This is a genomic window from Pseudoalteromonas holothuriae (assembly GCF_945859825.1).
Lineage (GTDB): Bacteria > Pseudomonadota > Gammaproteobacteria > Enterobacterales > Alteromonadaceae > Pseudoalteromonas > Pseudoalteromonas holothuriae.
This window is the reverse complement of the sequence record NZ_CAMAPC010000002.1, coordinates 334,919-348,342: the sequence shown is the minus strand read 5'-3', so window position 1 is coordinate 348,342 and position 13,424 is coordinate 334,919. Positions and strand designations below refer to the sequence as shown.

Genomic DNA, 13,424 nt, shown 5'->3' with positions numbered 1-13,424 from the left:
CGGGCTTTTGTGTAACTCTCTGAATTTGAGTATTTAACAGTTTTGTTCATATACCTTTAATGCTTGAGCTAAATCGGCTATTAAGTCATCCACATCTTCTAAACCGATATGCAAACGGATCACAGGCCCCTCATGCCAGCCTGTTGTGCTTCGCAACCCTGACATTGTTTTATTTGCAGTAACCAAACTTTCAAAGCCGCCCCAAGAAAAACCCATTTTGAAGTGCTCTAGCGCGTCTAAGAACGCATTAATTGCTTTTTGAGAGCCTTTATTCATGACGAACGAAAACAAGCCATTACTTCCGCTAAAATCGCGTTTAAAGAATTCATGCCCTGGACAGGTTTCCATAGCTGGATGTCTAACATGATCAACCAGTGGGTGTGCTTTTACCCAGTTTGCCACTTGCAATGCCGCTTTCTCATGTTGAGCCAAACGCACAGGCATAGTACGTAAACCTCGTAGCGCCAAATAAGCATCATCAGCAGATGTGCATTGACCTAACAAATATGAGTGCTCTCTAAGCTCTGGCCAATATGTCTCGTTAGCAACCGCAACGCCCATCATGACATCAGAATGGCCAACAATATATTTAGTGGCAGCTTGAATACTAATATCTACACCATGGTCCAATGGCTTATAGTGCCAACCATTGCCATAGGTATTATCAAGCATTGTGATCACACCATGCTCTTTTGCAACCTTGACCAAGCTAGGTACATCTTGCACTTCCATCGTAATAGAGCCAGGAGATTCCAAGAAAAGCACTTTAGTATTATCTTGAATAAGTGATTCAATACCTGCGCCAATCATAGGATCATAATATGTGGTTGTAATACCTAAACCAGCTAAAATTTTATCGCAAAAATCACGCGTAGGCTCATAAGCTGTATCCACCATCAATAAGTGATCACCGGTTTTCAAAAATGATAACAATGACTGACTTATTGCCGCAGCACCACATGGGTAAAGTGCACAACCCGCGCCATTTTCTAACTCTATAATTGCATCTTGTAACGCATAGTGAGTATGAGTTCCACGTCGACCATAAAACAGCGTACGGTTACCTCGCTCTTTTATCGCCTCGTGCATATCAGCAACACTATCAAATACCACTGTTGATGCTCTTTGCACAACGGGGTTAACAACACCTTGAGTATATTGTGCTTTGCGCCCTGCACTTACCAATTTTGTATTTTTTTTCATCTTTTTACCCTTATTGCGCACGCCAATACTCGACTAAATGGCGAGAAATAGAATCTGGACGAGTGAGCTTATAGCCTGACGCTGAGTCACCCCACTGCCCAAAGGTGTTCAACTGCTCACGAGAGAACCATTGCGCATCTTCTAAATCATCTTGGTCAATTTTTATTTCTGTAGAGATAGATCTACCGATAAAGCCCAACATGAGTGATGATGGGAATGGCCATGGCTGTGAGGCTATGTATTTAACGTCATCAACATCAATGTTAGCTTCTTCTTTCACTTCTCGTATAACAGCTTGTTCAAGCGTTTCTCCAGGGTCAACAAAGCCTGCCAGAGTAGAATAAACCCCTTCAGGCCAACTAGCTTGACGCCCCATTAAACAGCGCTCTATACCATCTTCAAAAATATGTGTGATTAGCATAATCACGGCAGGGTCGGTACGTGGAAAAGTCATATGTTGGCATTGCTCATTTTGACAACGCCTTGCATGTCCAGCCTCTATACTTTCATTGATATAACCACAGCGACCACAAAAGCGATGAGTTTTATGCCAATAACACAATCCCCTAGCAAGCACGCCTACCGACGCCATATTCAAGTTCAGTTGCATACCAATACGGCGCATATCAACGAACTCCAACTCCGAATTTTTAAGCAAAACTGGAGTACTTGCGCTACTTGATACATCTAAAGCGAAGTAACTGAAATGCTCATCAAAACCCAAAAATATAGCGTTTTTTTTATCAAACTCACTCATATCCTCAAGGCTAAGTAACTGTAATTCACCAACGGCAGAATTCACTAAGTTTCTATCTTTATCTATGAGCAACCATCGACTATTGGTGTTAATTTGACGTGTTATCCACTGCTGATCTTTGCGTTCATTAGATGCGCGATTTAGGTGCATATGCGTGTAATGTAACAAAGCCTTATCCCTGTTGAAAATGTTTGTATAAAGCTATCATACACCAGCAAAAACCTAAACTATTTACGCTACATACCACATTTTCAATCTCTTATGAGAAACAATTAAGAAAGCAAAAAAAAAGCCCTTTCGGGCTTAAAGTTATAGTGTAACTCCACACTACAACGAGGCAAGAGACGCGAGGTAATCTTGAAGTTTTTGGTTCTCAGCTTCAATATGTTGATAAAATTCTATATCCTTAAGCTTATTTGCAGCTTTAAGATCAATAACTACCACTGCATCTTTATGTAACTGTAATGCTGAGGCTGGACAAGAGGCTGTTATTGGCCCTTCAACCATTGCTTGAATAGCATCTGCTTTATTTTCACCCGTTGCAAGTAATACCACTTTTTTTGCATCTAAAATAGTACCAATACCCATCGTAATTGATAGGTGTGGTTGATATTCACCTTCTTCAAAAAAGCGCGCATTATCTTCAATGGTTTCTTTGGTTAATGTTTTAACGCGAGTACGAGATGTGAGGCCTGATGAAGGTTCATTAAACCCGATGTGGCCATTACGACCAATACCTAGCAACTGTATATCAACGCCACCCGCTGCCACCATACGAGCTTCATAATCTTGACATGCTGTGACTGGGTTTTTCGCATCTCCTGGCGGCACATGCGTATTGTCCATATCAATATCAATATGATTAAACAATTGTTCATTCATAAAATAACGATAACTTTGTGGATGCTCACCTTCAAGCCCAAGGTATTCATCTAAGTTAAATGTTTTAGCACTGGCAAAACTTAACTCTCCATCACGGTTAAGGCGGATAAGCTCTTGATATAATGCAACTGGTGTGGAGCCTGTTGCCAAACCTAGTACTGACTCAGCTTTGCGTTTTAACTGTGTTGAAAATATTTCTGCGCCATAGGCTGCGACTTCAGCGGCATCATTTAAAATAACAATTTGCATAGTATAGGCTCAATGTTGAGTACAAAGAAAAATGGGATCTGAGCCTTACTTCGCGTGCAATCAAAGTAAGGTCAGATCAAACCTAATTGGGATACACTGTATTAGGCATTACCATTATGACAACGCTGTCATTATTATCAGAATAAAATGTTTTGTAAAGTAAAAGTGAAGGAAATTTTCTCTATTTTAACTCCAAGATCTACAAAGCCCCCGTGAACAGAGGGCTTTGCTAGTTTAAATTTATTTCAGCTACGTTATTAAACGCTGACAAAAATCTTGCGCTTATACATCCAATGCAAAACCAAAAGCTGCACAAATAGCAACGCAAAGACACTCAATATAGGTTGCCAGTCAGCAGAAGCTATGGCAATCACGCCACCAAATACACTACGGCTAATATAGTCCCAATTTACCAACGATGAGGCCAAATAAATTATGATTGAATTTGCACCAATAATAATAAATGGGTAGACCAAGCGCTGAGTATTTAATAAATCTACCAACGCATAAAAAATTGCAAATAGTATTGCACTCCAGCCAACGGTAACAAGCACAAATGAACTGGTCCATAACTCTTTATTAACCGGAAACTGTAAATCCCAAAGCCAACCAAATAATACACTTGCAAGACCAGCACTAAATAGCGCAGCAACACTTCGCCATTGCCCAAATTGTTGTGCTTGGGCAATAAAACGCCCGACAAAGACACCTGCTAGCGCATTAACTATTGCAGGTAGATTCGACAACACCCCTTCTGGGTCTACCACTTTATTTTGATAGCTTATCCCTGGCAAAAAATACTTATCGAACCATGCATTCCAACTACCTGCCCCATTGGCTGCTAAATCTCCAGCGCTACCTCCAGGAACAGGAATAAAGCACAATAACAACCAATAAAACAATAAAACTCCTATAGCCACAAAAGCCTGAGTGCGCGCGCTGGTGTGCCAAACAAGCAAAGCGCAAAAAAACCATGCAATCGCAATCCGCCCTAATACGCTTGTATATCGTACTTCTCCAAGCGCAGCAGGTATACCAGTACCCCATCCGTGGTTATATAAAATACCCAACAAACACAATAGCAATAATCTTTTTAACGCTTTTTGATAATAAGGCTGTCGCTGTGAAAAAGGTAAATGATCTATTCGTTTTGGCGCAAGTCCCATCGCAACGCCTGAAAGGAAAATAAACAACGGGAAAATTAAGTCATAAAATGTGAAACCATGCCATGGGCTATGTACTGTATGCGCTTCAAATAACAGCCACCCTTGCCAACCTGTCAATACGAATAAAGCGGCAAAAATTGACTGTCCTCCTAAAATCCAAAACATATCCATGCCGCGTAATGCATCAAGAGAAGCTAGGCGTTTTCTTATTGTTTTTGTCGTCATTAAAACCTCATAAAAAAAGCCCCGTTATACTGCAACGGGGTTTTTATTCAGGGAAAAATTAAAGTTTCTGGCCTGCAATATAGGTTGATTTCGCATAATAGTTATCATCTAACACAACAAAATCAGCATCTGCGCCTTCTGTTAAATGCCCCTTTCGTGTCAAATTCAAATAGTGCGCAGGATATAAAGAGGCCATACGCAAACTTTCGGCAAGCGACACGTCAAGATCATTCACAGTATTACGTACCGCACTTGCCATATCTAGTACACTCCCTGCTAACTCACCCGTTGTTGAGTTTAATCTATCGCCAGTTCGTATAACTTTACGCCCATCAAAAAAGTCAAACTCCATATCATCAGTGCCAACCGGAGGCATCGCATCGGTTACTAGCATCATCTTGCCACGTTGTTTAGTTCGAATAGCAAGCTTTGCTGATGTACTATGCACATGGTGCCCGTCAACAATTAAACCACACCAACTGTTGTCATCCCAAAGAGCTGCGCCTACAACCCCTGGCTCACGAGAGGTAAATGCAGACATAGCATTAAATAAATGTGTGAACCCATCTACCCCTGCTTGCAAGGCTCTTATACTTGTATCAAAATCGGCATTTGAATGACCAATACATACCTTTACGCCTAATTTAACTAAACGCTCAATATCTTCAATTGGTACTGTTTCTGGTGCAAGAGTGACCATTTTTATTCCTAAATCTTGACGAGCATAGATTGCAAACTCTTCTTCTGATATAGGGCGAATATAATGCTCACTATGAGTCCCCTTTTTAGGATGAGATAAATGCGGTCCTTCAAAATGAATGCCCACAATGCCAATTTGATTTTGCGCTAACGCTTGTGCCACACAATCAGCTGCTGCAGCCATCACTTCTACTTTGTCAGTAATAAGGGTTGGCATCAAAACAGTAGAGCCAAACTGTCCATGTGCTCGGACCATTTTTTCAAGGCAATTTATGCTTTGTTCTGCATTAAAAAATGCGCCTCCACCACCATTGACTTGTACATCAATAAAACCAGGTACGACTAAACCATTAAGTTCCTCAACTGAACCGCTCTCGCCACTTGTGTCAAAACTAATTTGACCTTGCGCTATTGAAAAAGTGCTATTTTCCTTGAAACGATAGCCATCAAATAATTTTTTTGCTCTATATAGTTGCCTAGTCATTAATTTACCTTTCCAAGGGTTTGTTCAACATTACGAATAGCAAAATAGATGGCACCCATTTCAGGTGGTTGTTTGGGTAACTCTACATGCTTTGCAATTTCAGGGTCTAGCCATTTATTTAATGGTTCAGCTAATCCACCTATCATCGACAAGCGGGGTGGATTATTTTCAAGTAACCTCTTTGCTAAGTGGCTGATATAATCAGCACCTTTCGTAACAATCGACAAAGCAACTTCGTCTTGGTGTTCAGCTGCATCAAATACAAAACGAGCTAACTTTGCATAAACGCTAGACGGTTGACCTGCCATATGCTCAGCAATTCCCATTGCTGTAAGCGTATTAAAATGAGATTTAAATATTGCGCTCATTTTTGTAGCTGGGCCTAGTTCATCTAAATCAAGTAATGCGGCTTTTACAGCTTCTAAGCCCATCCAAGCACCACTGCCAATATCACCTTGTGCAAAACCATGGCCTCCATAGTTTACAGATTGACCATCAACGATAGAAAAACCACAAGAGCCCGTCCCAGTTATAATTACAGCTCCATCTTGCCCTTCATGTGCACCGATGCAGGCGGTGTGTAAATCGGTAGTTAAATACATTTGTTGAAATGGGTGGTCCCATTGCACGATTTTGTCATAAAGTGCTGGTAGGTTTACGCCAGCAAGTCCCATTCCGGCATTTAATTCATGCACTTGTTCTACTCGTAAACCAGCATCTTGCAAAGCCAGCTGTGTAGATACCATGATTGACTCTAACGTACGTTCAAGACCATGAAGTGGATTTGCTGGACCTCCCAACCCAGTGCCTAACACACCGTGTTGCTTTGAGAAGATAGTAGCACGGCATTTGGTTCCTCCGCCGTCTATACCTATATATAACTGGTCTTGTTGTACCTGTTTAGCCATCATGTAGCGACCTCTATCGATTGGGGTTGGCTCAATTTTATAATTATTGCTGAGCATTCAGTCGTGTTGAATTAATGTTACACACAAAATGACAGCGTTGTCATTAATTTTTTGCCAATTTTGCTCGACAATGAAAAATTCTAATATTGCATAGAATTTTTAAATTGTCAGCGTAAATTTACTTTTTGTATTTATATAGAGGCAGTTTAAAAATGCAAGAAGTGATAGTAACAATATGAATTATAAATAAAAAAAGCGGCGTAGCCGCTCTTTTTATTTAACCCCTAACTCTGCCAGTCTTTCTTGTAAGTAGCTATCTGCGGTATAACGCTCCGATAGAACTACGTCTGGACGAGGGTGTAAAAACAAAGGTAATGATATTCGAGATTTAGTTGATGCCTTACCTGTTGGGTTAATCACTCGGTGAATGGTGGATGGAAAGTAACCCCCAGATGCCTCTTGCAACATATCTCCAATATTAATAATCAAAGAACCAAAATCACATGGCACATCTAACCAGCCGCCTTCTTTTGTTTGTACCTGCAAGCCAGGTTCATTAGCCGCAGGTAATACCGTAAGTAAATTAATATCACCATGTGCAGCCGCACGAATAGCACCAGGCTCTTCATCACCTGTCACTGGTGGGTAATGCAAAATACGCAATAGAGTTTGTTCTGAGTTTGCGATCATATCTTTGAGGTCAATTGAGAATTTAGCACTTACATCTTTAGGTGCCTGTGCTTGCACCCAGCTTAATAATTCAGCTGCAAATTCATTAGCTAACCGATAATATTCACGGATTTGTGCTTCTAATTGAGCTGGTACACGTCCTTTAGGATATACATGGAAGTATTCTTTAATATCTTTTATTGTGAACCCTTTAGCAACTTCAGAGACATCAGGTGGAAAATACCCATCTTGTGTTTCTTTATCGAACAAAAACTGATGTTTTTGCTCAGAATTAAAAAACACTTGCCAGTTTTCGTAGATAGACTCAACTAATTGCTGTGGGATGGGATGGTTTTTCAAAACACCAAAACCAGTATTTCGTAAAGATTCGACAAACTGTTCCGCTGCGTCTGGCGCACGGTAATCGACTGTAGGTAATTGTTGCATAATGATTCCACTTGATTATTGCTTGAGTTCACTCATAAATAAGCAATCGGTATCTAAACCAGCCTATCATAGTGCTTTAACTCTGTAGATAGCTGGCGAGCATAGTTAAATAAGCCCTTTCAGATAAGGACTTTTGTCCTCTTCGGGCGTTAGTTGCGCACTATTTTGAGCCAGATCAAACTTACCAAAGCACTGCTTATATTTTTCACAAACCTAATATAGCATCGCTTGCATAATGCGTATGCACAAGGTAATGCATACACATTAAATATGGGCACTTTCGCTATTTACACTGTGGCTTATATCCTGCCTGCCATGCAAGTTGTTTAAGCTCATTTGCGCTAATCATACCATTTTTTAAATTGGCAATCCGACTTTGCGGTGCAGGGTGCGTAGACATAAATTCAGGTGGACGCTCACCAGATACAGCCGCCATATTTTGCCAAAGTTCCACTGAGCCTTGAGGTTCAAACCCCGCTTTTGCCATCAACTCTAAACCTATTATGTCTGCTTCACTTTCATGTGAACGGCTAAATGGTAAAGCAACACCAAATTGTGCGCCCACACCTAAACCTTGCATTATTGCATCTCTATATTGAATATCACCCATTTGCAGCGCAACATTGCTTGCTTGCAAACCAAACTGCAGCAAACTATTTTGCGATACACGTTCATTTGCATGTTGAGCAATTACATGCCCGACTTCATGACCCATAACAGCTGCTAGTTGATGTTGGTTTTTAGCAACCTCTAACAATCCAGTATGTACCCCTATTTTTCCACCAGGTAATGCAAAAGCATTGGCACTGTCATCTTCAAACACGACGACTTCCCATTGTTGATTTGCATATTCTGTTGGAAGTTGTGCAATTAGGTTATCAGCAATGCATCTCACATAACTATTGATCGCTTTGTCAGCTTCAATAGCTTGCTGTTCTTTCATCTGTGCAAAACTCGCCACACCCATTTCATCCATTTTCTGTTCTGAATAGAGGGTAATTTGTGTTCGCCCTGTCGGAGATGTTTTACACCCAGTCAGCACAAGTGTGATTGCCAAGGCTGTTAATATTTTTTTCATGCAGTTAATTCCCAATAACATTAAGCGTATCACTAGTGTAAAACATCTTAGCTTTGACTCAAATATAGTAATATAGTAATTAAGCTTAAATATTTGCAATTTACCTATTAACGTAAGCTTATTTTGTTAGATATTGGTACAATATAGAAAAGCTACAATTTTGGAAACTTGTGCAACACTCTCACCCACTTGGTAAATTATTTTTACCGCTATTAGCCAGTATCGTGGCCCTCACGCCCTTAGCTATCGATTTATATTTACCAGCCATGGTCGCAATTGCTCAGGATTTAAATACCTCGCTTGAGCAGGTGCAAATCTCCTTAAGTAGTTACCTAGCAGGTTATGCTTTAGGGATGTTAATTTTTGGCCCGCTTGCAGATCGATTTTCTCGTACTCACTTAGCTCGCTTTGGGCTATTTGGGTTTGCTATTAGTTCAGTACTGCTGGCTGTAACCACAAATATTGAGCTCTTCAACTTTTTACGTATCGTACAAGCTTTTACCGGGGCAGCAGCAAGCGTTGTTGTTCCTGGAATTATTCGTTATTACTATCAAAAAGATACCGCTAAAGGCATGTCATACGTTACGATGATCATGATGCTTGCCCCTTTACTGGCACCTAGTATCGGTGCAGCCTTGATGCTGATGTGGCATTGGAGTGCCATATTTTGGGTGCTTGCAGCATACGCTTTTGTGGTACTTGCATGCTGTTTGTATAGCAATATCGATGTACCAAGATTTAATACCAGCAAAATATCCATGGCATTTTTTTTAAAGAACTACCGTCAAGTACTATCAAATAAACATTGCCGCATGGATATACTTACTTCCATGGCAGCTTCGTTTGCATTTTTTTGCTTTTTAACTTCAGTCCCTTTTGTCTATCTTGATTACTTCTCTGTATCAGAGCAATTATTTGGCATTTTATTCGCATTAAATGTTATGGCGCTGATGTTTGGTAACTTTCTTAATACCCGCTTAGTGCCAAAACTTGGGTCAAGACAAATGCTCAATATAGGTTTAGCCATTGGATTAATTACAGGTACAACGCTAATTATAGAAAGTATGCTACCTACAAATATATGGGTATTTGCAAGTACTGTCGCGCCATTGATGATGAGCTTAGGGATCATTGCCAGTAATGCTGACGCACTTATCTTAATCGCTTTTGAAGAGCATACAGGCACAGCGACAGCAGTTATCGGCACACTACGTTTTGGCAGTGGTGCCTTAGTCGGGCCTATATTAGCACTGCTTGAACCGACAAACGCACTGCCTTTTTCAGCACTAATGCTCAGTGCCGTTTTACTATGCTGCAGTTACCAATTAATACAAAAGTCACGCATAAAAAAAGCCGAATAATATCGGCTTTTTATAACCTAAATGCAGTGCATTATTCCGCTTCTTTAGATACCATCACCATTGCTGGACGCAACAAGCGACCATTCAATGTGTAGCCTTTTTGCATCACTGCAAGTACGGTATTTGGCGATACATCGTTGCTCGGCTGAATAGACATTGCTTGGTGCAATTCGGGGTTAAATGCTTCACCTTTTGGATTAACAGTCTCAACACCAAACTTAGCAACTGCATCAGAGAAGCTTTTAACCGTCATATCAATCCCTTCAAGCACCGGCTTAAGGGTTTCATTTTCTCTATCAGAAAACTCAATCGCACGTTCAAGGTTATCAATCACTGGTAAAAGCTCATTAGCAAATTTTTCTAGTGCAAACTTATGTGCTTTTTCTACATCTTGAGCAGCTCTTCGGCGTATATTTTCAACATCGGCTGCAGCACGTACAACACCATCTTGTTGATCTTTAATAGTTTGCTTCGCAGCTTCTAACTCTGCATATAAACCAGCTATTTCTTCTTCAGGGCTAAACTGTGCTTGCGCTTCTTCTTGGTTTACTTCTGGTGTTTCCACTGCTTGCTCTACTTGCTCAGCAGCTTCTTGTTCATGTTCAGGGGCATTAGTTTGCTCAGACATGTAAATTTCTCCGATTCTTTACAACTGTGGCTAATTATGGGGATTGAAATTTGAGATTCAAGCCCCTATTGGCGTGATTTGAGAAAATTGTGTAATGATTGCTTCTATTGGCGCATTTGTAGGGCAAATAACACAAAAGCGGCTTTGATATTCACCATTTTGAAAGTAAGGAACACTCAGAACAATCGACTGTTTCACATTTAGCGTACTCAATTCAATACCCAATAAAACCGACACACCATTTTTAAACGCAAGTTTATCCTCTACTTGATGTAAAAATGAAACTCCTATATTTAGCCCAGAATCTATATCCAAACTTTGGTATAAAAAGCGTTCACCCACAACAATGCTGTTGTCTGTACCTAATTGATGGTGTAACTCACGCGTCCACTGTGCCAATTGATCACGACAGCTCTCAGGCGCACTGTGAGCCATAGCTCTCATGCGGTGTAACCCCTCAATTAACATTTGTTGACTAAATACCGTGTTCATCCATGCAGCAAATAAATAACGATGCTGGTCGCTGTCATCTTTGGGTTTATTAATACATATGTTTTGAGACTGTCCTGCTTTATCAATGAGTAACACCAACCAAGAGCTACTATCAAAAGCTAACACTTCTACTCTAAACACTAGCTGTGAGCTTGCCTGCGGTAAACCAACACAACAACAAACATTAAATTGCTGACTAATACTGTGAGCAAACTCTATCAATTGATTTTGCTGTGGCTGCCAGTAGTTCGCAATTTCTGCCAACGAAAAATACTCATCCAGCCAGTATTTAAGTCCAGAATCAGTCGGCACCCTACCAGCAGATGTATGTGGTGAATACAATAACCCAAACTTTTCTAGTCGAGCCATTGCATTACGCACAGTTGCTGAGCATACAGCCATACCTTTTTGCTTGGCTATTTTGCTAGAAGCCACAGGGTGCCCTTCACCATTACAGTATAAACTCATTACCGCTGAGAAGATTTGTTGGTCGCGTGCTGTTATATTCATATTATTTATGTGGTGACATCATTTGTCAGTTTCAAGTACCGACTTTTTAAGTTAGTCTTGCTTTATAATTATCAAGGAACTCGACATGACGACTCCCTTCAAAACCATAGGCCTCATTGGAAAGCCTAACCATGAAGGCGCGGCGTTGACCTTACAACGCTTATACACCTTTTTGCAAGCACTTGGTTATACTGTTTTAGTAGAACAACGCGTGGGCGCGCAAATATCAAATGTTGATAACAATTCACTAACAGAACTCGTTGAATTAGGTAACCAATGTGACTTAGCTATCGTCGTTGGCGGAGATGGTAATATGTTAGGTGCGGCTAGAGTGCTCGCTCGCTTTGATGTTGCTGTCATTGGTGTGAACCGGGGCAATTTAGGGTTTTTAACCGACCTAGACCCTGAAGGTTTTGAAGCAAGCCTAGAAGAAGTGTTACGTGGTGAGTTTATTGCTGAATCGCGATTTTTATTAGAAGTAGAAGTATATCGACATGCCGAACTTAAAAGTGCCAATTTAGCAGTTAACGAAGCAGTACTTCACGCGGATAAAGTGGCTCATATGATAGAATTTGAAGCCTTCATTAACGATGAATTTGTCTTTTCTCAACGTTCTGATGGATTAATTGTATCAACACCCACAGGTTCTACCGCATATTCACTCTCCGGTGGTGGCCCCATACTTACACCACAACTTAACGCAATGTCACTCGTGCCGATGTTTCCACACACGCTATCTAGTCGACCCTTAGTTGTCGATGCAAATAACGAGATTAGACTAAAACTTAGTTTAGAAAACACCGATAGTTTGCAAGTAAGTTGTGACAGCCATGTAGTTTTGGCTCTGCTTCCGGGTGACGAAGTGGTGATAAAAAAAGCAAATAAAAAATTGCGATTAATTCACCCAAAATCATACTCCTATTACAATGTACTTAGACAAAAATTAAATTGGGGCAGTAGGCTTTACTAATGCACCTTATATACCGCAGAATAGACAAAATTATTTTTCTAATTTAGGAAATTTTCGTTGTTATGATCAATTATATTGTTTTTGTCACTTTGCTACTGCTAATCACACTACTTGGAGTGTACTTAGTGATAGAAAATAATCGAAAAAAAGCACGAGAAGCAAAAAAGAAAGTATTTAATGACCGCTTAAAAGAAATCACCGATCACTTTAAGTTCAAAACTGCTGAGTATGTAGATGCTAAGATATTACGTCCCAAATATGCGCCTAAAATTAATTCAATTGTTAGTAACTTTTTTGTTGTTCAGCCTCATACAGAAGAAAACCTAAGCCAACTTGAATTAATCAGTGAGCAATTTACACGGGCAGTTGGCACTGAGTTAGGTAAAGCTCATATTACAGGAAATAAAGAACTACTTGCAGAACAGTTACAGTACTTTGTTGCAGAGCTACCCTCTTCTGGCATCGCTTACAATAAAGGTTTTTACTATGAGATACTGCCTGCTCTTATCACTTTAATTAAAACCCCAGATGTGCCTGACGCTATTTTGCAAGAAAATGAAGCGCAAGAAGAGAAAAACAATCAGGACAATGATGCTGACTTAAACGATAAGACAAACAACATAGAGCAACAAATGACAGCTGCAAAAGAAAGACTCACAACTAGTTAAACTTTTAAATTATGCATATCTCAAATTC

General features: G+C 40.2%; 13 protein-coding genes. 3 read left to right on the top strand and 10 right to left on the bottom strand.

The genetic code is table 11. From position 1 onward, the window contains the following. Window positions 1-33 precede the first annotated feature (33 nt). From OCI93_RS03820 to OCI93_RS03785, 8 genes are all read right to left on the bottom strand, one after another. Window positions 34-1,203: a cystathionine beta-lyase gene (locus tag OCI93_RS03820; protein WP_261592742.1), complete on the bottom strand. Its 1,170-nt coding sequence runs from the start codon at window positions 1,201-1,203 to the stop codon at window positions 34-36. A 10-nt stretch (window positions 1,204-1,213) separates the two neighbouring features. After that, a complete protein-coding gene (gene nudC, locus OCI93_RS03815) occupies window positions 1,214-2,128 on the bottom strand; it encodes an NAD(+) diphosphatase (RefSeq protein ID WP_261592741.1) in 915 nt (304 codons plus the stop codon). 159 nt (window positions 2,129-2,287) lie between these two features. After that, entirely contained in the window at window positions 2,288-3,091 is an 804-nt protein-coding gene (gene nagB / locus OCI93_RS03810; protein WP_261592740.1) for a glucosamine-6-phosphate deaminase, read from the bottom strand. Between the two features lie 257 nt (window positions 3,092-3,348). Continuing rightward, window positions 3,349-4,482 (bottom strand): transmembrane glucosamine N-acetyltransferase NagX, encoded by a 1,134-nt coding sequence (nagX, locus tag OCI93_RS03805; RefSeq protein WP_261625810.1) that lies wholly within the window; start codon window positions 4,480-4,482, stop codon window positions 3,349-3,351. 58 nt (window positions 4,483-4,540) lie between these two features. Next, window positions 4,541-5,665 (bottom strand): N-acetylglucosamine-6-phosphate deacetylase, encoded by a 1,125-nt coding sequence (gene nagA / locus OCI93_RS03800; RefSeq protein WP_261592738.1) that lies wholly within the window; start codon window positions 5,663-5,665, stop codon window positions 4,541-4,543. After that, window positions 5,665-6,576 (bottom strand): N-acetylglucosamine kinase, encoded by a 912-nt coding sequence (gene nagK / locus OCI93_RS03795; protein WP_261592737.1) that lies wholly within the window; start codon window positions 6,574-6,576, stop codon window positions 5,665-5,667. The genes nagA and nagK overlap by 1 nt, the downstream gene beginning before the upstream one ends. Window positions 6,577-6,846: 270 nt before the next feature. Further along, a complete protein-coding gene (locus OCI93_RS03790) occupies window positions 6,847-7,689 on the bottom strand; it encodes an isopenicillin N synthase family dioxygenase (protein WP_261592736.1) in 843 nt (280 codons plus the stop codon). 283 nt (window positions 7,690-7,972) lie between these two features. Beyond that, a complete protein-coding gene (locus OCI93_RS03785; protein ID WP_261625809.1) occupies window positions 7,973-8,767 on the bottom strand; it encodes a M48 family metallopeptidase in 795 nt (264 codons plus the stop codon). Between the two features lie 170 nt (window positions 8,768-8,937). Between OCI93_RS03785 and OCI93_RS03780 the strand changes: the two genes are divergently transcribed. Further along, window positions 8,938-10,128 (top strand): Bcr/CflA family multidrug efflux MFS transporter, encoded by a 1,191-nt coding sequence (locus tag OCI93_RS03780; RefSeq protein WP_261592734.1) that lies wholly within the window; start codon window positions 8,938-8,940, stop codon window positions 10,126-10,128. A gap of 31 nt (window positions 10,129-10,159) precedes the next feature. Here OCI93_RS03780 and grpE read toward each other — a convergent pair whose 3' ends face one another. Beyond that, window positions 10,160-10,756: a nucleotide exchange factor GrpE gene (grpE, locus tag OCI93_RS03775; protein WP_261625808.1), complete on the bottom strand. Its 597-nt coding sequence runs from the start codon at window positions 10,754-10,756 to the stop codon at window positions 10,160-10,162. Window positions 10,757-10,813: 57 nt separating this feature from the next. Next, on the bottom strand, window positions 10,814-11,758 hold the full coding sequence (locus tag OCI93_RS03770) for an HrcA family transcriptional regulator (RefSeq protein WP_261592732.1): 945 nt from the start codon (window positions 11,756-11,758) through the stop codon (window positions 10,814-10,816). A gap of 85 nt (window positions 11,759-11,843) precedes the next feature. On the opposite strand from OCI93_RS03770, the gene nadK reads away from it, so the two are divergent. Both nadK and OCI93_RS03760 read left to right on the top strand, forming a co-directional pair. Further along, complete coding sequence (nadK, locus tag OCI93_RS03765) at window positions 11,844-12,728, top strand: NAD(+) kinase (RefSeq protein WP_261592731.1); 885 nt, start codon at window positions 11,844-11,846, stop codon at window positions 12,726-12,728. Window positions 12,729-12,793: 65 nt separating this feature from the next. After that, window positions 12,794-13,396 carry a hypothetical protein gene (locus tag OCI93_RS03760; protein ID WP_410007615.1) on the top strand — a complete coding sequence of 201 codons (603 nt, stop codon included), beginning with the start codon at window positions 12,794-12,796 and terminating at the stop codon, window positions 13,394-13,396. Window positions 13,397-13,424: the final 28 nt, after the last annotated feature.

What these genes read in the sequence shown, in the direction of transcription:
- OCI93_RS03820 (WP_261592742.1), bottom strand. Translation starts at nt 1,203, where the DNA reads ATGAAAAAAAATACAAAATTGGTAAGTGCAGGGCGCAAAGCACAATAT.
- nagB (WP_261592740.1), bottom strand. Translation starts at nt 3,091, where the DNA reads ATGCAAATTGTTATTTTAAATGATGCCGCTGAAGTCGCAGCCTATGGC.
- nagX (WP_261625810.1), bottom strand. Translation starts at nt 4,482, where the DNA reads ATGACGACAAAAACAATAAGAAAACGCCTAGCTTCTCTTGATGCATTA.
- nagA (WP_261592738.1), bottom strand. Translation starts at nt 5,665, where the DNA reads ATGACTAGGCAACTATATAGAGCAAAAAAATTATTTGATGGCTATCGT.
- nagK (WP_261592737.1), bottom strand. Translation starts at nt 6,576, where the DNA reads ATGATGGCTAAACAGGTACAACAAGACCAGTTATATATAGGTATAGAC.
- OCI93_RS03790 (WP_261592736.1), bottom strand. Translation starts at nt 7,689, where the DNA reads ATGCAACAATTACCTACAGTCGATTACCGTGCGCCAGACGCAGCGGAA.
- OCI93_RS03785 (WP_261625809.1), bottom strand. Translation starts at nt 8,767, where the DNA reads ATGAAAAAAATATTAACAGCCTTGGCAATCACACTTGTGCTGACTGGG.
- grpE (WP_261625808.1), bottom strand. Translation starts at nt 10,756, where the DNA reads ATGTCTGAGCAAACTAATGCCCCTGAACATGAACAAGAAGCTGCTGAG.
- OCI93_RS03770 (WP_261592732.1), bottom strand. Translation starts at nt 11,758, where the DNA reads ATGAATATAACAGCACGCGACCAACAAATCTTCTCAGCGGTAATGAGT.
- nadK (WP_261592731.1), top strand. Translation starts at nt 11,844, where the DNA reads ATGACGACTCCCTTCAAAACCATAGGCCTCATTGGAAAGCCTAACCAT.